The 21,928-nt window shown below is 69.0% G+C and carries 23 protein-coding genes and 1 tRNA gene; 12 read left to right on the forward strand and 12 right to left on the reverse strand.

Annotation, left to right across the window (positions count from 1 at the left end; translation table 11 throughout):
• Positions 1-146: 146 nt before the first annotated feature.
• Positions 147-860, reverse strand: coding sequence for a 2,3-diphosphoglycerate-dependent phosphoglycerate mutase (gene gpmA, locus P7A99_RS07590; protein ID WP_277793306.1), 714 nt, complete (start codon positions 858-860; stop codon positions 147-149).
• Positions 861-959: 99 nt separating this feature from the next.
• Here gpmA and P7A99_RS07595 point away from each other — a divergent pair, with 99 nt between their 5' ends.
• Positions 960-1,202: a hypothetical protein gene (locus P7A99_RS07595; protein WP_277793307.1), complete on the forward strand. Its 243-nt coding sequence runs from the start codon at positions 960-962 to the stop codon at positions 1,200-1,202.
• A gap of 34 nt (positions 1,203-1,236) precedes the next feature.
• Entirely contained in the window at positions 1,237-2,733 is a 1,497-nt protein-coding gene (locus P7A99_RS07600; protein ID WP_277793308.1) for a phosphomannomutase/phosphoglucomutase, read from the forward strand.
• Between the two features lie 65 nt (positions 2,734-2,798).
• Here the strand turns inward: P7A99_RS07600 and P7A99_RS07605 are convergent, their stop codons facing one another.
• From P7A99_RS07605 to P7A99_RS07625, 5 genes are all read right to left on the reverse strand, one after another.
• On the reverse strand, positions 2,799-3,785 hold the full coding sequence (locus P7A99_RS07605) for a hypothetical protein (RefSeq protein WP_277793309.1): 987 nt from the start codon (positions 3,783-3,785) through the stop codon (positions 2,799-2,801).
• Positions 3,786-3,852: 67 nt separating this feature from the next.
• Positions 3,853-4,236, reverse strand: coding sequence for a response regulator (locus tag P7A99_RS07610; protein WP_277793310.1), 384 nt, complete (start codon positions 4,234-4,236; stop codon positions 3,853-3,855).
• A 105-nt stretch (positions 4,237-4,341) separates the two neighbouring features.
• A complete protein-coding gene (gene upp, locus P7A99_RS07615; protein ID WP_277793311.1) occupies positions 4,342-4,986 on the reverse strand; it encodes a uracil phosphoribosyltransferase in 645 nt (214 codons plus the stop codon).
• A 372-nt stretch (positions 4,987-5,358) separates the two neighbouring features.
• Positions 5,359-5,958: an NAD(P)H:quinone oxidoreductase gene (gene wrbA / locus P7A99_RS07620; RefSeq protein WP_277793312.1), complete on the reverse strand. Its 600-nt coding sequence runs from the start codon at positions 5,956-5,958 to the stop codon at positions 5,359-5,361.
• Positions 5,959-6,049: 91 nt separating this feature from the next.
• Complete coding sequence (locus tag P7A99_RS07625) at positions 6,050-6,748, reverse strand: pirin family protein (protein WP_101719896.1); 699 nt, start codon at positions 6,746-6,748, stop codon at positions 6,050-6,052.
• Between the two features lie 125 nt (positions 6,749-6,873).
• On the opposite strand from P7A99_RS07625, the gene P7A99_RS07630 reads away from it, so the two are divergent.
• Complete coding sequence (locus P7A99_RS07630; RefSeq protein WP_277793313.1) at positions 6,874-7,782, forward strand: LysR family transcriptional regulator; 909 nt, start codon at positions 6,874-6,876, stop codon at positions 7,780-7,782.
• A 187-nt stretch (positions 7,783-7,969) separates the two neighbouring features.
• Positions 7,970-8,054 (forward strand) — tRNA-Leu (locus P7A99_RS07635).
• A gap of 237 nt (positions 8,055-8,291) precedes the next feature.
• Here the strand turns inward: P7A99_RS07635 and P7A99_RS07640 are convergent.
• The 5 genes from P7A99_RS07640 to P7A99_RS07660 all read right to left on the reverse strand — a co-directional run bounded on the left by P7A99_RS07640 (position 8,292) and on the right by P7A99_RS07660 (position 13,844).
• Positions 8,292-8,651 (reverse strand): hypothetical protein, encoded by a 360-nt coding sequence (locus P7A99_RS07640; RefSeq protein WP_277793314.1) that lies wholly within the window; start codon positions 8,649-8,651, stop codon positions 8,292-8,294.
• Between the two features lie 129 nt (positions 8,652-8,780).
• Positions 8,781-8,918 carry a hypothetical protein gene (locus P7A99_RS07645; protein WP_277793315.1) on the reverse strand — a complete coding sequence of 46 codons (138 nt, stop codon included), beginning with the start codon at positions 8,916-8,918 and terminating at the stop codon, positions 8,781-8,783.
• A gap of 332 nt (positions 8,919-9,250) precedes the next feature.
• The gene (locus P7A99_RS07650) at positions 9,251-11,212 is read right to left on the reverse strand and encodes a putative bifunctional diguanylate cyclase/phosphodiesterase (RefSeq protein ID WP_277793316.1); all 1,962 of its coding nucleotides are present in this window, start codon (positions 11,210-11,212) and stop codon (positions 9,251-9,253) included.
• A gap of 276 nt (positions 11,213-11,488) precedes the next feature.
• Positions 11,489-12,895, reverse strand: coding sequence for a DUF6880 family protein (locus P7A99_RS07655; RefSeq protein WP_277793317.1), 1,407 nt, complete (start codon positions 12,893-12,895; stop codon positions 11,489-11,491).
• A gap of 10 nt (positions 12,896-12,905) precedes the next feature.
• Entirely contained in the window at positions 12,906-13,844 is a 939-nt protein-coding gene (locus P7A99_RS07660) for a DUF808 domain-containing protein (protein WP_277793318.1), read from the reverse strand.
• A 128-nt stretch (positions 13,845-13,972) separates the two neighbouring features.
• On the opposite strand from P7A99_RS07660, the gene P7A99_RS07665 reads away from it, so the two are divergent.
• The 4 genes from P7A99_RS07665 (at position 13,973) to P7A99_RS07680 (ending at position 16,868) form a co-directional block, all read left to right on the forward strand.
• Positions 13,973-14,149 carry a cation transporter gene (locus P7A99_RS07665; protein ID WP_277793319.1) on the forward strand — a complete coding sequence of 59 codons (177 nt, stop codon included), beginning with the start codon at positions 13,973-13,975 and terminating at the stop codon, positions 14,147-14,149.
• Between the two features lie 109 nt (positions 14,150-14,258).
• The gene (locus P7A99_RS07670) at positions 14,259-15,023 is read left to right on the forward strand and encodes a DeoR/GlpR family DNA-binding transcription regulator (protein WP_277793320.1); all 765 of its coding nucleotides are present in this window, start codon (positions 14,259-14,261) and stop codon (positions 15,021-15,023) included.
• A gap of 38 nt (positions 15,024-15,061) precedes the next feature.
• Positions 15,062-16,219: an MFS transporter gene (locus P7A99_RS07675; RefSeq protein ID WP_277793321.1), complete on the forward strand. Its 1,158-nt coding sequence runs from the start codon at positions 15,062-15,064 to the stop codon at positions 16,217-16,219.
• 31 nt (positions 16,220-16,250) lie between these two features.
• A complete protein-coding gene (locus P7A99_RS07680; RefSeq protein WP_277793322.1) occupies positions 16,251-16,868 on the forward strand; it encodes an HAD-IA family hydrolase in 618 nt (205 codons plus the stop codon).
• Positions 16,869-16,872: 4 nt separating this feature from the next.
• Here the strand turns inward: P7A99_RS07680 and P7A99_RS07685 are convergent, their stop codons facing one another.
• Positions 16,873-17,160, reverse strand: coding sequence for a hypothetical protein (locus P7A99_RS07685; protein WP_277793323.1), 288 nt, complete (start codon positions 17,158-17,160; stop codon positions 16,873-16,875).
• Positions 17,161-17,271: 111 nt separating this feature from the next.
• Between P7A99_RS07685 and P7A99_RS07690 the strand changes: the two genes are divergently transcribed.
• The 4 genes from P7A99_RS07690 to P7A99_RS07705 all read left to right on the forward strand — a co-directional run bounded on the left by P7A99_RS07690 (position 17,272) and on the right by P7A99_RS07705 (position 21,752).
• Positions 17,272-18,492 carry a putative DNA modification/repair radical SAM protein gene (locus tag P7A99_RS07690; protein ID WP_277793324.1) on the forward strand — a complete coding sequence of 407 codons (1,221 nt, stop codon included), beginning with the start codon at positions 17,272-17,274 and terminating at the stop codon, positions 18,490-18,492.
• The gene (locus tag P7A99_RS07695) at positions 18,492-20,003 is read left to right on the forward strand and encodes a UdgX family uracil-DNA binding protein (RefSeq protein WP_277793325.1); all 1,512 of its coding nucleotides are present in this window, start codon (positions 18,492-18,494) and stop codon (positions 20,001-20,003) included. Before P7A99_RS07690 ends, P7A99_RS07695 begins: the two co-directional genes overlap by 1 nt.
• A 199-nt stretch (positions 20,004-20,202) precedes the next feature.
• Positions 20,203-20,796, forward strand: a complete 594-nt coding sequence (locus tag P7A99_RS07700; RefSeq protein ID WP_277793326.1) for an RNA polymerase sigma factor — start codon at positions 20,203-20,205, stop codon at positions 20,794-20,796.
• Positions 20,760-21,752, forward strand: a complete 993-nt coding sequence (locus tag P7A99_RS07705) for a FecR family protein (protein WP_277793327.1) — start codon at positions 20,760-20,762, stop codon at positions 21,750-21,752. The genes P7A99_RS07700 and P7A99_RS07705 overlap by 37 nt, the downstream gene beginning before the upstream one ends.
• The last annotated feature ends 176 nt before the right edge of the window (positions 21,753-21,928 follow it).

The following is a 21,928-nucleotide window of genomic DNA, read 5'->3' on the forward strand; positions in this document are numbered from 1 at the left end:
CCCGAAGGGTAGACCAACTTGATGCGCCCATCAGCATTAACGTCGTGTTTCCAGGCACTTCCCGCGCGTAGCAATCACCTGAAACGACCTAGGGTTCCTTTCGTCCGCGGACGAAAGGAACCCCGGAAGAACCTGCCCGAAACGGGTCAGCCGATGGCAGGCAGCTTCTCGGCGCGGGCCTCGTCGAGGTAACGGGCGCCCACCGGCTTCAGGGCCGCGTCCAGTTCGATGGCCAGCGGGTTGCCCGTGGGGATCTCGACCTTGACGATCTGATCGTCGGGCACGGCGAACAGGTGCTTGACGATGGCGCGCAGCGAATTGCCGTGGGCGGCGACCAGAATGTTCTCGCCGGCCTTCAGCTTCGGGGCGATGGCCTCTTCCCAATAGGGCAGCACGCGAACCAGGGTGGTGGCCAGGCTTTCGGTGGTCGGCAGGGTCGCGCCCTTGTAGCGGCGGTCGCTGGCGAAGTCGTACTCGCCGCCCGGGGCCAGTTCCGGCGGCGGAACGTCGTACGAGCGGCGCCAGATGGTGACCTGCTCCTCGCCGTGCTTCTCGGCCGTCTCGGCCTTGTTGAGGCCGGTGAGGCCGCCGTAGTGGCGCTCGTTCAGGCGCCAGTCCTTGGTCACCGGCACAAAGCTTTGCGACGCCGCGTCGAGAGCCAGGTTGCAGGTGCGGATGGCGCGGGTCTGCACCGAGGTGAAGGCCTCGTCGATGTCGAGGCCCGCGGCCTTGATCAGTTCGCCGCCCTTGCGGGCCTGGGCCTCGCCTTCGGCGGTCAGGTCGACGTCGACCCAGCCGGTGAAGCGGTTCTCGAGGTTCCACTGGCTCTGGCCGTGACGAAGCAGGACGAGGACGGGCATCTGCGCTCCTTGAATTAGGTCATGGCGGGCTAAGGCCCGCGCGCGCCCACGTCAAGCATCGCCCCTATCCAGCCACGAGGGGCGTGGTATAGGCGGACCATGCCCGATCGCATCTTCATGCCCCTCTGCACCCTGGTCGCCCTGGCGATGATCGCCCTGTCCATGGTCTGGCCGCAGGGCTATGGCGACCGCTCTCCGGGTCCCTTCGGTTCGACCCCGATTCAGCAGACCCCGGAAATGAAGGCGCTGATCCAGAAGGAAAAGGACGCCGCCCGTCGCAGCGAGCAGCGCCGCGCCCAGGACGCCGCCACGGCCGCAGCCGCCGGCGAGCAGGCGCAATAGCGCCCGCGCACCTCACGCATTGAAGCGAGCGCCGATGTTCTCGACTCCCCGCGCCGATCTGGTTCCCAACACCGCCGCCTACGAGAACGAGCCGCTCATCAAGCCGACGGGCTTTCGCGAGTACGATGCGCGCTGGCTTTTCGGCCCCGAGCTCAACCTCCTGGGCGTGCAGGCCCTGGGCCTGGGCCTCGGCTCCTACATCCATGAGCTGGGCCAGACGAAGATCGTCGTCGGCCACGACTTCCGATCCTACTCGGCCTCGATCAAGAACGCCCTGATCCTGGGCCTGATGAGCGCCGGCTGCGAAGTGCACGACATCGGCCTGGCCTTGTCGCCCACCGCCTATTTCGCCCAGTTCGACCTCGACATCCCCTGCGTGGCCATGGTCACCGCCAGCCACAACGAGAACGGCTGGACCGGCGTGAAGATGGGGGCCCAGCCTCCCCTCACCTTCGGTCCCGACGAAATCGGCAGGCTCAAGGAGATCGTGCTGGGCGGGCAGTTCGTCGAGCGCGACGGCGGCAGGCTGATCCGCGTCCAGGGCCAGGCCGAGCGCTACATAGCCGAGGTTGCAGGGCGCGCCAGCGTGACCCGCCCGCTGAAGGTGGTCGCCGCCTGCGGCAACGGCACGCCAGGCGCCTTCGCCGTCGAGGCCCTGCGGCGCATGGGCGTGTCGGAGGTGATCGGCCTGGACGCCGAGCTCGACTACACCTTTCCCCGGTACAATCCGAACCCGGAAGACCTGGGAATGCTGCACGAGATGGCCAAGGCCGTCCGCGAGCACGGCGCGGACCTCGCCTTCGGCTTCGACGGCGACGGCGACCGCTGCGGCGTGGTCGACGACGAGGGCGAGGAGATCTTCGCCGACAAGATCGGCCTCATGCTGGCCCGAGATCTCGCCCCGCTGCATCCGGGCGCGACCTTCGTGGTCGACGTCAAGTCGACCGGCCTGTTCGCCACCGACCCGATCCTCGCGCAGCACGGCTGCAAGGTCGTCTACTGGAAGACCGGCCACAGCCACATGAAGCGCAAGAGCGCCGAGACGGGCGCCCTGGCCGGCTTCGAGAAGAGCGGCCACTTCTTCCTGAACGCGCCCCTGGGCCGCGGCTACGATTGCGGCCTGACCGCCGCCGCGGCCGTGCTGTCCATGCTCGACCGCAACCCGGACAAGAAGCTTTCAGACCTGCGCAAGGCGCTGCCGATCGCCTTCACGTCGCCGACCATGAGCCCGCACTGCGACGACGAAAAGAAGTACGGCGTCGTCGCGCAGGTGGTGAAGGAATACGAAGACCTGCTGGCCGCCGGCGGCTCGATCCTGGGCCGCAGGATCACCGAGGTGATCACCGTCAACGGCGCCCGCGTTCACCTGGAAGACGGCTCTTGGGTTCTGGTCCGCGCCTCGTCGAACAAGCCCGAAGTCGTCGTCGTGGTGGAAAGCACCCAGTCGGAAGACGACATGCGCGCCCTCTTCCGCCAGGAAGTAAAGCCGCGCCTGGCCGACCGGGTCGGGGCGTACAACCAGGAAATCTGAGCCGCCGCGGGCGCTGAAAACAAAAGGCCGGAGAGCGATCCCGGCCTTTCCCCTGCGGCTCGTCGTCAGCCCAGGCGCTCGATGCGCAGGGCCACATCCATCTGCTCAGAGCCGAGCCGCTCCATGACCCTGCCTTCCTGCTCCAGCGGCGTCATGTCCTGACGCAGCGAGATGCGTTCGCTTCCGGCAGCCTCGAGCTTTCCCGCGGCGGTCTCGATCACGCCGATGCAGCGCTCGATCGACTGCACGAACGCCTCGTTGATCGCGTAGCTGCGCTCCACCAGGGTCACCAGCTCTCCGCCCTTCGGCTCGCCGGCCAGCGCCTCCAGGTCGATGCGCTTGGCCTCGGCCGAGAGCGCGCGGGCCCGCGCCACCATGCGACGGCCGTTGGCCTCGATCCGCCGCAGGCGCTTGGCGCTGGCGGCGCCGTCCCTGACGCGGCCTGCATAGCCGACCATGACCGCGATGCCGTCCAGCACCTCGCCCTGGGCCAGTATCAGCTCGCGATCCGTCGAACCAACCGGCAGCAGGGCGGCCCGTGACCGGGCGCCCAGGGCCTGGCCTTCCATCAGGCGGACGCTTCCTGCCTGAACCAGCAGGGCCGCGCTCTTCAAGGTCGCCTGATCGCCCTTGAGCATCGCGCTCACCATCTGGCGAAGGTCGCGCGCCAGCTTGGCCATGTCGGCGGCGAAGGCGGCCGCATCGCGGGCGGTCTGGTCGACCAGCCTGTCCTCGTCGCTGTCTCCGGGCCAGGCCGGCATGGCCGCGAGTGTTCGGGCGGCCGACGAGGCCTGGGCTTCGGCCTGCGCCAGCAGCGCTTCTGACCGCTGCAGGGTCGCGCGGTCGGGCGAACCCAGCAGCGCGCGAAAATCGATGCTTCCAAGCGCCGTGGAGGCCCGCTCCATTTCGACGGAGATCGCCTCGGTGCGCGCCACGATCGCCTCGCTCACGCTCTGTGGCGCTTGCTCGGCGGCCACCGCGACGCCGGGCGCGACCTGAACGACGCCGAGCGTCAGCACGACGGCCATCGCCGTCAGAGTTCTCAAAAACACTTAACGCCCCCGCGTACAAAGACCGCGACGCAGCTATGGCGTGTCCCACCTCGCCCCGCAATCGCGCTCACGCGCCGGCGTTGAGAACCTCGCCGATCTTGTCGACCAGGGCCTTGCCGGTGAAGGGCTTCATCACATAGCCCACAGCGCCCAGCTGCAGGGCCTGGACGATGCGATCCAGCCGCCCCTCCCCCGTCAGCATCAGCACGGGGATGTCCTCGGCGCCCTGGGCCGACTTCAGGCTGCGCAAGGCGTCCAGGCCCGAAAGGCCCGGCATGCGCACGTCCAGCAGGATCAGAGACGGCGGGGCCGAAGCCACCGCCGACAGCAGTTCCTCGACCGTCTCGAACGTGCGCGCGCCATAGCCGCCGCGGCCGAGCTGGATCTCGACCAGCTCGCGCGTCAGGGCGTCGTCGTCGGCGACATAGATCTGAGGCGGCGTAACCAGCATGCAAACTCGAAAAAGGTTAACGCTGCTGCTTAGCGCGCCTTGGGAGTCGTGCAAGTGCGCAAGCGCACAGCCGCCCCCGATCCGGGGGCGACGCGCGTCTTCGGATCAGCGGGTGCCGAAAGTGCGATCGCCCGCGTCGCCCAGGCCCGGCACGATGTAGCCGTGATCGTTCAGCTGGGGATCCACCGCCGCCGTCCAGATCTCGACGTCCGGATGGGCAGCGCGCAGGGTCTCCACGCCCGGAACCGAGGCCAGCAGGCAGACGAAGCGCAGGTCGCGCACGCCGCGCTTCTTCAGGAGGTCGATAGCCGCCACGGCCGTGTGGCCGGTGGCCAGCATCGGGTCGACGACGATGACCAGGCGGTCGGCGATGTCTTCGGGCGTCTTGAAGTAGTACTCGACCGCTTCCAGCGTTTCGGGATCGCGATAGAGGCCGATGTGGGCCACGCGGGCGGCCGGCACCAGGTCGAGCATGCCCTCGGCCATCCCCAGGCCCGCCCGCAGGATCGGGGCGAAAACCAGCTTCTTGCCGGCGATGACCTTGGCCTTGGTCGGCGCGACGGGGGTCTGGATCTCGACCTCGTCCATCGAGAGCTGCCGCGTGACCTCGTAGCAGATCAGGGTCGCGGTCTCGCGCATCAGGGCGCGGAAGGTCTTGGTGGAGGTTTCCTTGTCCCGCATCAGGGTCAGCTTGTGCTGCACCAGCGGGTGGTCGACGATGGTCACGCCCGGAAGGGATTGGGTCGTCATGGGCGGCGGCATCCTGATCTTGAAACGGTTTTCCCGTTCAAGTGCCGCCTTCCGGCCTTCAGGCCAAGCGCTAATCAGCCGCCAAGGCCGACGATTGTCCTGAAGGCCCAGACGGTGCAGCCGACGCAGACCAGCAGCGTCATGAAGTCGGCCATTCCCGACCTCCGCTTCGCTGCTTTGATCTTCTTCGCCACGCCCGCCTCGCTGTCCCCTGCGTACGGGCACTTTCACGCATCAAGCTGAACGCGACGCTCACAAACGCGGTTAAGCGGCCGTTTTCCAAAAGAAAAGCCGCGCCGCGCTTCCTGGGGGGAGGATGAAGCGCGACGCGGCCTAGGACCGGGTCGTTGGGGGAGAAACCCGGTCTGGTTCTTAGCCGTGCAGCTTGATGGCCGCGGCGGCGATCAGTTCGCCCTGGTGGCGGGCGCCGTCCAGGTCGATCTGGGTCGGCTGGCGGCTGCCGTCGCCGCCGGCGACCGTGGTGGCGCCGTAGGGCGCGCCGCCGACGATCTCGTCGTTGCTCATCTGGCCCTGATGGCTATAGGGCAGGCCGACGATCGTCATGCCGAAGTGCAGCAGGTTGGTGATGATCGAGAACAGGGTGGTTTCCTGGCCGCCGTGCTGCGAGGCGGTCGAGACGAAGGCGCCCCCGACCTTGCCGTTCAGCGCGCCGCGGGCCCACAGGCCGCCGCCCTGGTCGAGGAACGCGGCCATCTGCGAGCTCATGCGGCCAAAACGCGTGCCGGTGCCGACGATGATGGCGTCGTAGTCGGCCAGGTCGGCGATCGAAGCGATCGGAGCCTCTTGGTCCAGCTTGAAGTGAGCGCCCTTGGCGATCTCTTCCGGCACGGTTTCCGGAACGCGCTTGATGTCGACGGTGGCGCCGGCGCCGCGGGCGCCTTCGGCCACGGCCTTGGCCATGGTCTCGATGTGACCGTACGACGAGTAGTAGAGGACCAGAACCTTGGCCATGAGAGTCTCCTAGAGAAGTCTTCTTTGAGGTTGGGGAGGAAAAGACGCGGCTGCGACAGCCGCGTCTTGAAGGATTTCAGCGACGCTTTTCTTAAGCCGCGTCGACCAGCACCAGCTCGGCGTCGGCCAGGGCCTTCACGCGAATGGTGTTCTCGTTGGCGATCGCCGCGCCGTCGCGGGTGTCGACCTTGACGCCGTTGACTTCGATCGAACCGGTCGAAGGCACGAGGTAGGCGTGGCGGCCGGCGCCAAGCTCATACTCGGTTTCCTCGCCGGCCTTCAGCGTCGCGCCCAGGACACGGGCGTCGGTGCGGATCGGCAGGGCGTCGTTATCGTCCTTGAAGCCGCTGGCCAAGGCCACGAACTTGCCAGAACGGTCGCCCTTGGGGAACGGCTTGGCGCCCCAGGCGGGCGGTTCGCCGCCGCGATCCGGAATGATCCAGATCTGGAAGATCTTGGTCACGCCCGGCTCGAGGTTGTACTCCGAGTGACGGATGCCGGTGCCCGCGCTCATCACCTGCACGTCGCCCGCTTCGGTGCGGCCCTTGTTGCCCAGGCTGTCCTGGTGGGTGATCGCCCCCTCGCGGACATAGGTGATGATCTCCATGTCGTTGTGCGGGTGCGGCGGGAAGCCCGTGCCGGCGGCGATGGTGTCGTCGTTCCAGACCCGCAGGGCGCCCCAGTGGACGCGCTTGGGATCATGGTAGCCGGCGAACGAGAAGTGGTGCTTGGCGTCGAGCCAACCGTGATTGGCGCCGCCCAGGCTGTCGAACTTGCGAACTTCGATCATGTCGATCTCCTGGAGTGTCTTGTGTGGCTGGCCGTGTTGGCCTCTCCGTTGACGAGGAAGATGGAGACAGATCGCTTGATCCGAAATAGAAATGGTCGAAAGAAACCATTTCCAAAAATGACATCATGAAACTTCCCGACTTCGAGGCCTGGGCCGTGTTCGCCAAGGTGGCCGAAACCGGCTCTTTCGCCCGGGCCGCCAAGGACCTGGGCCTGTCGAACGCCACCGTGTCCAAGGCCGTGTCGCGCCTGGAGCAGCGCCTGGGCGCCACCCTCTTCCACCGCACCTCGCGCCGGCTGTCGCTGACCGACAGCGGCCAGAGCTCGCTGGAGGCCGCCAGCCGCCTGCTGGCCGATGGCGAAATCCTGGAACTGGAAGCCTCGGCCCAGTCGGTCACGCCCAAGGGCCTGGTGCGCATGGCCGCGCCGATGTCGTTCGGCATCGCCCACCTGGGCCCCGCCCTGTCGGACTTCTTCGCCCTCTATCCGGAGGTGTCGGTCGAGCTCTCCCTCTCGGACCAACTGATCGACATCGTCGAGGACGGCTTCGACCTGGCTCTGCGCATCTCGGCGCTGGAAGATTCAAGCCTGCTGGCCCGGCGGCTGTGTCCGGTGCGGGTGATGCTGGTCGGCTCGCCGGCCTATTTCGACAAACATGGCCGGCCCGAGCACCCCAAGGACCTGGCCCGCCACCGCGCCCTCTTCTACACCGGCGGCCGCTCGCGCGACGCCTGGCGGTTCGAGCACAAGACCCAGGGCCAGTACGCCATCAGCGTGCCCGCCCCGCTGCGGGCCAACAACGCCGACGTCTTCCGCGCCCTGCTGCTGGACGGCCAGGCCCTGGCCATGCAGCCCGACTTCATGGCCTGGGACGACGTCGCCGCCGGCCGCCTGGAGCAGGTCCTGGCCGACTGGACCCCGCCGGCCATCGCCATGCACCTAGTCACCCCGCCCAACCCGATCCGCCCCGCCCGCGTGCGCGTGCTGATGGAGTTCCTGGCCGAACGGCTGGCAAAGGCGCCGTGGCTGGGATGAATTCGGGACCGAAAACCTCGCCCTTCGACAAGCTCAGGGTGAGGTTTTCTACCGCCATGCCTGACGACTGGTCCTCATCCTGAACTTGTCGAAGGACGAGGGCCACGCACTGCAAACGCCTCTGGAACTTCCCGGCGACCACTGCTAGGTAGTCGCCTCTTCGCTTCGGGCCGCGGCCCGGCGAGGCGCGGGCGTGGTGAAACTGGTAGACGCGCCGGACTCAAAATCCGGTTCCGAAAGGAGTGTCGGTTCGACCCCGACCGCCCGCACCAACTCTTCCTGACATCGGGTTTTCGCTATCAGCGACGACGCGCAGCCACAGGCGCTTTTCAGCCCGGGCGCATCATTTTTCAGGTCGCTTCCCTCGCCCTCGTGGCGAGGGCCCATGCCGGCAACGGCTCAGACCTTGGCCGTCCTCATAAGGTTTGAGCTGCGGAACGATGGATCCTGGGCACGAGGCCCAGGAAGACGAGCTCTCTATCGGAAAGATGACGGGGTCCGCCCGGACCTCACCTGCCCTTCAGCCAAACCTTGACCCACCAGTCGGGGCGCTCGTCCTCGGTCATTTCCGTGGTCCAGGCCAGCACGTCGGGATGGGTGATCCAGAAGCCGTAGGGCGGCGCGTGGCCGTCGTTCTCGAAGCTCAGATCGTGCTCGCGATCCTGCGGCACGCCGGCGTTGGGCATGACCCAGTCGTCCGCGGGCGGAGGCTCGATGGCTTCGACGAAATGCAGGGCCGCTTGCAAGAGCCCGCTTGCCGAGTCGCTGGTCGCCACCTCGCGAGTCGCCGGATGGCGCTTGAGGAAGGCGACGCCGGCCTCGTTGGTCAGGATGATGGGCTTGAGAGCGGAAAGCGGCGTCGCGGTCATGGCCGCAAACTAGGCGAGGCCGCCGCCGGACGCCAGGATTCGCGCGCGCACCACGACGCGAGCCCCGCCCTGGCGGCGGCTCGCGCCGGCTGAAGTCTCAGGATCAGTTCGCTTGAAGCGACGGACGTCTCAGTCGCCCGAAATCGGGTCGAGATCGTCCTCGGCCGCCTGCGGCCCGTCCCGCCTTCCACGATAGAGAATGATGCCGCCCCACACGATGACGCTGAGCGCCAATACGATCAGCGCCGGCCATTGAGCCATCTGCATGTTGTTTCCACCCTGTTTTTTGACGATGCAATCACAGGTTCGCGGACGGCGCTACTCAGTTTGAGAAAATGGGTACGATTTCGTAGATCGACGTTAGCTATAAGATCCCTCTCTCATCGAGAGAGGGAGGGGCCCGCCGCCGCAGGCGGTGGGAGGGTGAGAGGTTTCACCGTCGACCGGCAAACCTCTCTTCTCTCGATCAGGAATCGCTTCGCCGATGCCGTAGCGGAGTCGATGAAAGCCACAGGGCTCCTTCGGATAGGGTGTAACCTCTCACCCTCCCAGGCTTCGCCTGGGCCCCTCCCTCTCTCAAAGAGAGAGGGATCAATCCCCTACCCCGCCGACCGCAGCGGCTCGGCCTCGCCGCGCTCGGCGGCCAGGTAGTCCGCCACCGCCTCGCCCGGCATCGGCCGGGCGAACAGGAAGCCCTGCACCACGCGGCAGCCCAGCGGTTGCAGCAGCACCAGTTGCTCGGGCGCCTCGACGCCCTCGACCACGCAGTCGAGGCCAAGGTTGCGGCACAGGTCGAGGATGGTCTTGACGATCGCCCGGCGCTTGTCGGCCGCCTGCAGGCCGCGCATGAAGCTGCCGTCGATCTTCAGCTTGTCGATCGGCAGGCGGTGCACATAGCTGAGGCTGGAATAGCCGACCCCGAAGTCGTCCAGCGCGATGCGCACGCCCAGCGCCTTCAGGCTCGCCAGCGAGCGGGCGGCCTGGTCGAAGTCGCGCATGACGGCCGTCTCGGTGATCTCCAGGTCGATGCGCTCGGGCGCCACGCCGCTCTGTTCGATGATCGCCACGATGCGGGCGATCTGCTCGGGCGAGGCGATGTCGCGGGCCGACAGGTTGAACGACAGGCGCACCTCGTCGGGCCAGGTCGCAGCCGCCTTCAGCGCCCAGGACAGCAGCACCGGCGACATGGCCGCAATCAGGCCCGAACGCTCGGCCACCGGCACGAAGTCGCCGGGCGACACCACGCCCAGGGTCGGACTGGTCCACCGGGCCAGGGCCTCGAAACCGACGGTGCGCTCGCTCCTGATGTCGACCAGCGGCTGGAAGGCCAGGTGGAACTCGGCGTCCATGTCGGCGTGGCGCAGGGCCTGCTCGATCACCCCCGAGGCCTTGATCGCCGTCTCGTGGTCGGCCGAGAACACCACCGCCGCGCCGCGCACGTTCTGCTTGGCGTGATAGAGCGCGTAGTCGGCGCGCTCGTAGAGCAGGTTCGGCGCCGCGGCCGCGCTCGGATAGACCGCAAAGCCGACCGAGCCCGAGACCTGGGCGGTGACGCCGGGAAAGCTGTAGGGCTCGCGCAGGGCCGCGCAGAGGTCCGCGCCCAGGGCTTGCAGGGCGTCGGCGTCGAGGTCGGCCTCGATGATCAGGCCGTACTCGTCACCGCCCAGCCGGGCCACGAACAGCGGCTGGCCGTGGTCGCGGCTCAGGCGGTCGCCGGCCTCGATCAGCACCTTGTCGCCCACCGCATGGCCGTAGGCGTCGTTGACGGGCTTGAAGCCGTCGAGATCGATGACTCCCACGGCGAAGCGCGCGCCCGAAGCGGCGGCCGCATCGCTCACCCGCTGGAGACGCGAAAAGAACTGGCGACGGTTGGGCAGGCCGGTCAGGCCGTCCATGTTGGCCAGACGCAGATAGTCGTCGCTGAGGCTCTGGATCTCGGCCTGGCGTTCCTCCAGGCCCCGGCGCGATTCCACCAGCCGGGAGAAGTCGCGGTACGAGATCAGCAGGATGACCAGCATGGTCACCGCCACCAGGGCCATGTTGAAGCCGATGGCCGCCAGCACCGGCTTGCCGCTGGCGATCAGGAAGACGGTGATCGGCCCCACGACGATACCGGTCAGCAGGAAGGCCGCCGCCCGCATGTGCATCAGGCAGAAGACGCAGCCGATAGCGGTGATGGCCATGTAGAACACGACGTGCGACTGGGCGAAGGCGTCGCCATAGGGAAACAGGCTGAACGCCCAGCCGGTGAAGCCCGCGCCCAGCAGCCCTGCGAACACCATGGTCTGGCGCAGCAGGCGCTCGGCCCCAGCCGTGTCGATCGTCGTCCTGCGCGCCCGCCACCAGGTCACCAGCCGCGCCAGGCTGACCACCGCCAGCAGGCCGGGGAAGCCCAGGGTGAGCAGCGGGGGCGAGGTGTGCAGGTGGGTGGCCGACAGCGCGATCGTGTTGACCAGCACCAGGGCGTACATCATCGGCACCTGGCGCGAGAAGGCGCGCACCTGGGCCCTCAGCAGCTCGGGGGTGGACGGGACAGGTCTGGGCCAGGGGAATCGGATCATCGAGCGGTCGCGTTGATTGTCGCCCCGTCGTGCGCCCGGCATATTTAAGGCTTGGTGATCAGCCACTTGCGCCCGGTGTGGCGCGATGTCGCGGCCGCGAGGCCGGGTCCCAATTCAGCCTCCAGCCATTTCCACCGAGCTTCCCCGCGAAGGCGGGGATCCAAGCTGGCTTCCAGGATGGGCCGAAGCGGTGGCCGACCCGCAAGCTCGGCTTGGGTCCCCGCCTTCGCGGGGAAAGACGGTTTTGGGGCAGGCAGGCGAACGAGCGTGATACGCCTACAGCCGCCGGTAACCCGCCACCCGTCTGGCCCAGACGGCGTGGTCGTCGATCGCCGCGTCGTCCGGCAGGCCGGGAACCAGCGACTCCGCCTCCAGCAGCCAGCGGTTGGCGTCGGCGTAGCGGTCGGCGCGGCCGAAACGCACCACGTCGTCGACCATGGCCCGCAGCAGCACCGTGGCCGCCAGCGGATAGCGATGCTCCAAGAGGCGCGCGGCCGGCTCCAGCACGTCCGGGCGGTCGCCGTGCAGAGCGGGCCCGCGCTCCATGACCAGCCGCGAGGCCTCGATCGCCGACGGCCAGGCCGTCAGGAACGCCAGGGCCTTGAACGGATCGGGATAGGTCTGGGCGTAGGCCAGGGCCTGCTCTTCGGCCTCGACGTCCTCGAAGTCGGGCAGGCCCTTGAGGAAGGCGCGCAGGGCCTCGACCGACAGGGTGGCCTTGAAGCTGGCCCAGCGCATGGCCTGGGCCTCCAGCGTCTCGCCGGACGCTTCGAGGGCGGCGATGCGGGCCTCGCTCCAGGCCACGGCGCCGACATCGGCCTGCTCGGCCAGGCTCGGCCCCGGCACAGAACGATCCAGCGCGGCCAGGGCCTGCGCCACCTGGCCGACGGCCAGGTAGCGGCGGGCGATCTGGGCGCCGATCGGCGGCAGCACCTGCTGGCTGGCGGTGAACAGGCCCGCGAAACCCTCGACGTCGCCTTCCAGGTCGGCCAGCACCTGGGCGGCGGCCCGCAGGCGCGGGTCCGGGCGGCGCTGGGCCGCCAGGCGCTCGCGCACCTTGCCACGCAGCACGGCCACGGCGTCGCCGGCCAGGGCGGGCGCCGCGGCGCGCAGCAGGTCCACCGACAGCTTGGTCGAAGCGCCTTCGACGAAGGCCAGCAGGCTGTCGGCCAGATAGCGGCTGTCCAGCGTCAGGGCCTGTGGCGACAGGCGGGCGACGTCGGCCACGGCCTGGTCGAACACGGCCTGGAGCTCGCCCTTGGGGTCCTTGATCCGCCCTTCCAGGTCTTCGGAAACCCTGACCAGCCGCACCAGCACGGGCACGGCGATGTTGGGGTCGAGTTCGCCCAGCTTGCCGCCGGCGGCGGCCCGGTGGGCGTCGAGGTCGCGGACGAAGTCCTTGAACTTGCGCCAGTTGATGCGGGCGCCGCTGCCGGCGATGGCGTCGATGCGCTTGTCGATCTCGGCGGCGAGATCCGCCGCCCCCACCTCGCCCAGCAGGGCCAGCTTCAGGCGGCGCTTGATCGAGGCATGGCCGTCGGCGACCTCGATCAGCAGAGCCGCCAGGACCTCGGGGCCCAGGTGCGCCAGATTGGCCGCGTTGACCGACTTGCGCGGCGCGGCCTTCTTGGCCGCCGCCTTCTTCGCAGGCTTGCCTACGACCGGGGGCTCGGAGTCCGCCAACCGCCCTCTCCTAGTGCGCCGCCTTCTTGCGCGGAATGAAGTGCAGCACGCCGGCGATGACGCCGCCGACGATCAGGCCGACGATGGCCGAGCCGATGGCGGTGGCCAGCCAGCCGGTGACCGCGCCGATCCCCGGAACCTGGGCGGCCCAGTGCTGGAGCCCCTCGACCCAGCCCGGAATGGGCGTCAGGTGGAAGTGGTGCAGGCCGTGCACGATGATGCCGCCGCCGACCCACAGCATGGCCGCCGTGCCGATATAGGCCAGGCTGCTCATGGCCACGGGCATGGCCTTCACCAGTCCGCGGCCGAACTTCTGGGTCGGCGCGCGCGGGCTCTTGGCCATGTGCAGGCCGATGTCGTCCATCTTCACGATCAGGGCGACGACGCCATAGACCAGGATGGTGATCACCACCCCGACCAGGGCCAGGGCGGCTGCCTGGATCGGCAGCGACATGCCGCTGACGTCGGCCAGGGCGATGGCCATGATCTCGGCCGACAGGATCAGGTCGGTGCGGATGGCGCCCGACACCTTCTGCTTTTCCAGTTCGGGGCCGCTCAGCGCCAGTTCGTCGGTCTCGACCTCGTCCCCGTGCGGGACGACCATCTCGATGATCTTCTCGGTGGCCTCGAAGGCCAGATAGGCGCCGCCCAGCATCAGGATCGGCGTCACCGCCCAGGGCGCGAAGGCGCTCAGCGCCAGGGCGCCCGGCAGCAGGAACAAGAGCTTGTTGCGCAGCGAGCCGACGGCGATCTTGGCCACGATCGGCAGCTCGCGGTCGGGCGTGAAGCCCATGGCGTAGCCGGGGGTCACGGCGGCGTCGTCGACGACCACGCCCACGGCCTTGGTTCCCGCCTTGCCGGCGGCGGCGCCGATGTCGTCGACCGAGGCGGCGGCGATCTTGGCGATGCCGGCGACGTCATCCAGAAGCGCGACGAGACCCGAGGGCATGGAAGGACCTTACGTGGATTCGGCCGCCCTGCGCGGCCAGATGAAGAGCGCCCTGCGTAAGGGCTCGCCGCCTGCGGGTAAAGAGCGCGAACGGCGATCCCGGGAGGAACGCGCGCATCCAGGCCGCGTTGCTGCGCCATGGCCTCGACCGCGAACAGAAGCAGCGCCCATGTCGTTGTCTACGCGGCCTGGCCGGGAACCTGGCCATCGCCGCGACCAAGTTCGTCGCCTTCGCCCTGACCGGCTCGTCGGCGATGCTGACCGAGGCCATCCATTCCAGCGTCGGCACCGGCAACCAGACATAGGTCCGGGCCGTAAGCCTTCGAGCAACGTGCATAAACATGCATGAAGACTCCAAACACGCACAATCATGCACCTTGTTTTGCACGTTTTTGCACGATATAGACTACCGCCATGAACGACACGCCCCCCGTCGCCCGTCGAGAACTGATCGCCCAACGGCTCGACCAGGGCCAGACCGTCGTCGCCGCGGTGCTGGCCGAAGAGTTCGCGGTTTCCGAGGACGCGATCCGCCGCGACCTGCGCGCCCTGGCCGCCGAAGGCCGCTGCCGGCGGGTCTATGGCGGCGCCCTGCCGATCTCGCCGATGTCGGCCTCGATGACGGTGCGCGCCGCCGAAGACGTCGACCGCAAGCGGGTTCTCGCGCGGGCGGCCGCAAGGCTGGTCAAGCCAGGCGAAGTCATCTTCCTCGACAACGGCAGCGCCAACCTGGCCCTTGCCGCCGAACTGCCCGACGACCTGGACCTGAAGGTGATCACCAACTCGGTGCCGATCGCCGCGGCGCTGTTCGAACGCCAAAGCCTGGACTTCATGATCCTGGGCGGCGCGGTCAATCGCGAGGTGGGCGGCGTGATCGACGCCTCGGCGGTGCTGGCGGTCCAGCAGCTCAGCATCGACCGCTGCTTCCTCGGCGCCTGCGCCCTGTCGGTGCGCCACGGGGCCTGCATCTTCGACGCGGGCGACGCGGCCTTCAAGCGCGCCCTGGTCGGCGTCAGCGAGGCCATCATGCTGATGGCCCTGACCGACAAGCTCGAAACCCGCGCGCCCCATCGCGTCGCGCCGCTCGAAACCCTCGACACCCTGATCCTCGAGGCCGACGCGCCCCAGGCGATCCGGGACGACCTCGCCCAGGGCGGCGCCAGGATCATCCTGGCCTAGCCGCCCCTTTCGAACCACGACCAATACCGGGAGTCATCATGGTGACGCCGTCTTCCGCGGCGGCGCGTCTCGCCACGCGCCTGTCCTTTCTCGTCGCCGGTTTCGGCATCGCCTCCTGGGCGCCCCTGGTCCCCTTCGCCAAGGCCAGGCTGGCCATCGACGACGGCGCCATGGGCCTGCTGCTGCTATGCCTGGGCCTGGGCTCGGTCCTGACCATGTCGGCGACCGGGGCGCTCAGCGCCCGCTTCGGAAGCCGCCCGATCATCATCCTTGGCGGACTGGGCGTGGCCCTGTTCCTGCCGCTTCTGGCGCTGGCCGGCTCGCCGCTGGCGCTGGGCGCGGCGCTCTTCGCCTTCGGCGCGGCCCTCGGCTCCATCGACGTGGCCATGAACATCCACGCCGTCGAGGTCGAGCGCGCCTCGGACCGTCCGCTGATGTCGGGCTTCCACGCGCTGTTCAGCATCGGCGGCTTCGCGGGGGCATCCTCGATGACCCTGATGCTGTCGCTGGGCCTTTCGCCCCTGGCGGGGGTGCTGATCAACGCCGCCCTGATGCTGGCGGCCATGGCCCTGGCGGCGCCGCGCCTGACGCGGGGCGCGGGCGATCCCGACGGCGCGGCCTTCGCCCTGCCGCGCGGCGTGGTGCTGCTGCTGTCGCTGCTGGCCGCCGCCACCTTCCTGGCCGAGGGCGCGATGCTCGACTGGAGCGCGCTCTTGATCACCAAGAGCGGCCTGGTGGCCGTCGCCCAGGGCGGCCTCGGCTACATGTTGTTCTCCATCGCCATGACCGCGGGGCGCCTCGTCGGCGACAAGGTCGTGGCGCGGCTGGGCGATCGCGACGTCCTGCGCTGGGGCGGCCTGCTGGCCGTAGCCGGCTTCGTCGTGCTGCTGACCGCGCCCATGGCCGCCCTGGCTTTGAGCGGCTTCGTCCTGATCGGCCTGGGCGCCTCCAACATCGTGCCGGTGCTGTTCCGTCTGGCCGGCGCCCAGACCGCCATGCCGGCCGCCCAGGCGATCTCGGCGCTGTCGACCATCGGCTACGCCGGCATCCTGGTCGGCCCGGCCGGGATCGGCGCCATCGCCGACGCCACCGGGCTGCACGGCGCCTTCTGGCTGCTGGCCGGCCTCCTGGCGCTGACGCCGCTGCTGGCGGGCCGCCTGACGGCCCCGGCCCGCAAGCTCGCGCCCCAGACCTGACCCCTCTCCCTTGCAAGAAGGACGACAGACCATGTCCGATCGCTCGCCGCCGACCTTCCGGGGCAAGACCTACGCCGCCTTCCTGTTCGACATGGACGGCACCCTGCTCGACTCCTCTCCCGTGGTGGAGCGCGTCTGGACGGCCTGGGCCGGCCGCCACGGCCATGACCCGGCCGAGGTTCTGGCCGTCTGCCAGGGACTGCAATACCGCGACACCCTGCGCCGTTTCGCCGGGCCGGACCTCGACATCGAGGCCGAAGCGGCGGCCTTGCTTCAGGCCGAACTCGACGATGTCGAAGGCGTGGTGGCCCTCGCCGGCGTGAAAACCCTCATCGAGGGCCTGGATCCGACCTGCTGGGCGATCGTCACCTCCGCGCCCAGGGCCCTTGCGGAAACGCGCCTGCGCGCAGTCGGCCTGCCCGTGCCGGAACACTTCATCACTGGCGAAAGCGTGCGCAACGGCAAGCCGCACCCCGAGGGCTTCCTGAAGGGCGCCGAACTGCTGGGCGCGCCGATCGCCGACTGCCTGGCGTTCGAGGACTCCCCCGCCGGCGTCGCCGCGGCGCGGGCCTCCGGAGCGCACGTCGCCATCGTCGGGCCACTGGTCGCGCCGTGCGACGGCGACCTGGCGATCGTCGACTATCTCTGAACGTTCATCGCCCCAGACGCCTGCGATTGGCGCGCACCTTGGCGCGATAGTGCTTCACCACCGCCCTGGCGGCGGCGTCGGGCGCCTGGGGCAGTCCGCCGGTCCAGAACTTCAGGCCGATGTCGGCGGCGGCGGCCATCTTCTCGGTGGTCATGCGCACCGCTTCGGCCTGGGCCTTGGCCCCGCCGCCCGCCAGGACCATGGTCCGCAGGCCGATGACCGTCGACGCCTCCAGGCCCAGCGCCCAGGCGTCCAGCATCGTCGAGGGCCAGTCTTCCTTGCGGCGCGTCATGGCGGATCTCCCTTTTCCGCAAGGGGATCGCGCGAGGCCTTCGCCCGGTTCCCCGGCCGCTGCGACATCGTGAAACTCGACGGAACAAAAGAAGAACTATAGACTGTGCGGATGGCCGTTCTCGATATCCGCCGCAAGCTCGCCATCCTCGCCGACGCCGCCAAGTACGACGCTTCCTGCGCCTCCTCGGGGGGCGAAAAACGCGACTCCGTCGGCGGCAAGGGCGTCGGCTCCACCGAGGGCATGGGCATCTGCCACGCCTATGCGCCGGACGGACGCTGCATCAGCCTGCTGAAGATCCTGCTGACCAACTTCTGCATCTACGACTGCGCCTACTGCATCAACCGGGTGTCGTCGAACACGCCCCGGGCGCGGTTCTCGGTGAAGGAGGTCGTCGACCTCACCCTCAACTTCTACAAGCGCAACTACATCGAGGGCCTGTTCCTGTCGTCGGGCGTCATCCAGAGCGGCGACTACACGATGGAGGAAATGGTCCGCATCGCGAAGTCCTTGCGGCTGGACCATGACTTCCGGGGCTACATCCACCTCAAACTCATCCCCGAGGCCTCGCCGGAGCTGGCCGCGCAGGCCGGCCTCTATGCCGACCGGGTGTCGATCAACATCGAGCTGCCGCGCGACGACAGCCTCAAATCCCTGGCCCCCGAAAAGGACGTCGGCGACATCAAGCGGGCCATGGGCCGCATGCGGCTGGCGATCGAGGACAAGGCCGAACCGGCCCGCAAGGCGCCGCGCAAGAGCTTCGCCCGCAGCCAGTCGACCCAGTTGATCGTCGGGGCGGACGAGGCCAAGGACGGCGACATCCTGGCCCGCAGCGCCTCGCTGTACGGCGCCTATCGCCTCAGCCGCGTCTACTATTCGGCCTTCAGCCCGATCCCCGACGCCAGCCACCGCCTGCCCTCGGCCCGCCCGCCGCTGCTGCGCGAACACCGCCTCTACCAGGCCGACTGGCTGATGCGGTTCTACGGCTTCGCCCAGCCCGAGATTATCGGGCAGGGTCAGGATCTGGACCTGTCGGTCGATCCCAAGACCGCGTGGGCCCTGCGAAACCGAGCCAGGTTCCCCGTCGACGTCAACGCCGCCGACCGCGAGACCCTGCTGCGCGTGCCGGGCCTGGGCGCCAAGGCCGTCGACCGTATCCTCCTGGCCCGCAGGCAGGCGCGCCTCACGATCGACGACCTCAAGCGCGTGGGCGCCGTGGTCAAGCGCGCCAGGGCCTTCGTCGTCGCCGAGGGCTGGACGCCGGGCGCGGCCACCGACGGCGAGCACCTGAAGGCCCGCCTGGTCGAACCGGCCCAGCTGAGCCTGTTCTGATGCGGGTGGTGCGGCTTGCCTCGGAGATCGACTTCGACGGCTGGAGAGCCGCCGCCCGCCGCCTGCGCGCCGAGGGAGTCTCGCCCGAAGCCATCGCTTGGACAGCGGAAAGAGACCTCTTCTCCCCTCCCCCTTGCGGGGAGGGGGCAGGGGGTGGGGGTGTGAGCGCGGAGATGGCCGATTCAGAGCCAGCTCCCCCACCCCAACCCCTCCCCACAAGGGGGAGGGGCTTTACGGTTCCGACGGCCTTCGTCGACTTGGCCCAAGCGGTGATCCTGCATCGCGCCTCCGACCGACTGGCCCTGCTCTATCGGCTGCTGTGGCGGCTGGAGCGCGAGCCGCGGCTGATCGACAATCCGGCCGATCCCGACGTCGCCAGGGCCCGCGACATGCAGAAGGCGGTGGCCCGGGCGATCCACAAGATGCACGCCTTCGTGCGCTTTCGCCTGATCGAGACCGATCCCGAGACCTACGCCGCCTGGTTCGAACCGGCCCACCGCGTCACCGAGGCCGCAGCCCCGTTCTTCGCCCGCCGCTTCACCAACATGACCTGGACGATCCTGACGCCCGACGCCTGCGTGGCCTGGGACGGTCAGACGCTGCGGGTCTCAGACGGCGTCGATCCGGCCGACGCCCCGTCCGAAGACGCCCAGGAAGAGCTCTGGCGCACCTACTACGCCTCGATCTTCAACCCGGCCCGGCTGAACGAGAAGATGATGCGCCAGGAGATGCCCAAGCGGTACTGGCGCAACCTTCCCGAGGCGCGGCTCATTCCGCAGCTGATCGAAACCGCCCAGGAACGCGCCGCCGCCATGGTCGCCGCAGCCCCTTCCCCGCCGCCCGACCGCGTGCTGAAGGCCGCCCTGCGCCACGCCCGCGACGGCGCGTTCAACGGCGACCTGCCGACCAGCCTCGACGAGGTCGCCGCCGCCGTGCAGGTCTGCCGGCGCTGCGACCTGTGGCGAGACGCCACCCAGGCCGTGCCGGGCCAGGGCCCGGCCCATGCCCCGCTGATGTTCGTCGGCGAGCAGCCCGGCGACCAGGAAGACCTGGCGGGCCAGCCCTTCGTCGGTCCCGCCGGCCAGGTGTTCGACGCGGCGCTGAAGGAGGCCGGCGTGCCGCGCGAGCAGGCTTTCGTCACCAACGCCGTCAAGCACTTCAAGCACGAGCCGCGCGGCAAGCGCCGCATCCACAAAACGCCGGATCGCGGCGAAGTCACGGCCTGCCGCTGGTGGCTGGACACCGAGCGGCGGCTGGTTCGGCCCCGGGTGATCGTGGCGCTGGGCGCGACGGCGGCCCATGCGGTGATCGGCAGGGCCACCCCCATCGCCGCCAATCGCGGCCGGGCGCTGCATCTGCCAGACCAGGGTCAGGCGATCGTCACCTATCACCCGTCGTTCCTGCTGCGCCTGCCCGACGCCGACGCACGCGATCGCGCCCACGCCGAATTCGTCGAAGACCTGCGCCTTGCGGGCGAGCTTGCAAAATTGATCGACCAAGGCGCGCAATGACGCTCGCCCAACGGGCGCTCCGCGCAAAAAATCTGCTCAATCTTTCGGCGACGCTCGTTCGCACGCAATCCCTTGCCCCGCCTCGTAATACTTGGCGCGGGAACGGGGCGCATAAGCCCTCCCCGCCGCCCGGGGCGCTCCTTCGCCTCTTGCCACGACGGCGCTGCCGGGGTTGGTTCCCGGCCGGGGAAGAGGGGCGATGACAGCAGACGACGAAGAGCGGCGCGCCTGGTTCCGGAGGGAGATCCTGCCCCTGGAGCCCAGGCTTCTGGCCTATGCGCGCAAGTTCTGCCGCGACGGCGAGACCGATCCGGAGGATCTGGTCCACGACGCCTTCACCCGCGTGATCGCCTGCAAGACCTGGCGCGAGATCACCAATCCCGGCGCCTTCGCCTCGCGCACCCTGCGCAACGTGGCCTTCGACGGCCTGCGCCGCCGCAAGGTGCTGACCATCACCGCCGTCGCCGACTTCGAGCTGATCGGCGGCATGGACGAGACGCCCGGCCCCGAGGCCACGCTGGTGTCGCGCGACGAGCTGCGCCAACTTCGCGACGCGATATCGGAACTGCCGACACAATGTCGGCGTGTATTCACCCTTCGGAAAGTCTATAGCCTGTCGCCGGGCGAGATAGCGGTCCGGATGGGCTTGTCCGTCTCAACAGTCGAGAAGCACCTGATCAAGGGGCTTCGCTATTGTTCCGAAAAGCTGGGCCGCGCGGGCGCGACCCAGCCAGTGCGTATCGACGAAGGGCGTTCATGGGCCGGGAAGCGGGATCGCGACGCGAAGCGGTGAGAGCGGCCGCCGCCGAATGGGCGGTGCGGCTGTCCGATCCCGCCTGCGCGACTGATACGCGCGCGGCCTTCGAGGCCTGGCGCGCCGAGAGCTTCGAGAACGAGGCCGCCTTCGAGCGCGCCCACGCCGCCTGGGAGCGGACCGAGCGCCTGCGCGCCTTCAAGCCGGGGCTCGCCAAGCCCGACGCCGACCTCTTCGCGCCGAACGAGCCCCCGCGCCGCGTCTTCGATCGCCGCTCGCCCTGGACGCTGATGGCCGCCGTCGCCGCCATCTCGGGCGTGGTCGGGACCGGGGTGATGACCGCCACCGCCTCGACCGCCTACGCCACCGACATCGGCGAGCGCCGCGTGGTGGTGCTGGCCGACAACAGCCGCATCGAGCTCAACACCGACAGCAAGGTCGTTGTGCGCTACCGCGGCGGCGTGCGCGAGGTGAAGCTGGTCAAGGGCGAGGCCCTGTTCGAGGCCGCCGCCGACAAGCGCCCCTTCGTGGTCAAGGCCCGCGACGCTCGCATCGAGACCGCCGGCGGCGAGCTTTCCGTCCGCCTGGGCGCCGAGAACGCCGCCGTCACCGTGCGTCGCGGCGCGGTCGAAGTGGAGCCCGATGGCAAGGGTCCGGCCAAGGAAACGAAGATCGCGGCCGGCACGGCCATGGTCTACGGCCCCGCGGGCAGCCACGCCCAGCCGCTGTCGGACGCAGAGATCGACCGGGCCCTGGCCTGGCGCCAGGGGGCCATCGCCCTGAACGGCCAGTCGCTGAGCCAGGCCGTGGCCGAGTTCAACCGCTACAACCGCCGCAAGGTCCGCATCGCCGACCCGTCGATCGCCGACCTGCGCCTGGCCGGCTACTTCCAGAGCACCGAACCCATGGCCTTCGTCACCGCCGTCACCCACACCTTCCCGGTGCGGGCCAGCCAAGGCGAAGACGGCGTGATCCGCCTGGCCCGCAAGGGCTAGCCAAAGATCCTCCCCTCTGGGGGAGTTGGCCCGGAGGGCCGGAGGGGGAGACTCTGCTGAGATCGGCGCACCCCACCAGCCAACAACACACGCCTCCCTCGCCCCTGTGGCGAGGGCCCATGCCGGCGGCCGCTCAGACGGCGGCCGAACGCGAAAGGTCTGAGCAGGCTGAGCGA

Origin of the sequence: Caulobacter endophyticus, assembly GCF_029543245.1 — a bacterium.
Taxonomy (GTDB): domain Bacteria; phylum Pseudomonadota; class Alphaproteobacteria; order Caulobacterales; family Caulobacteraceae; genus Caulobacter; species Caulobacter endophyticus_A.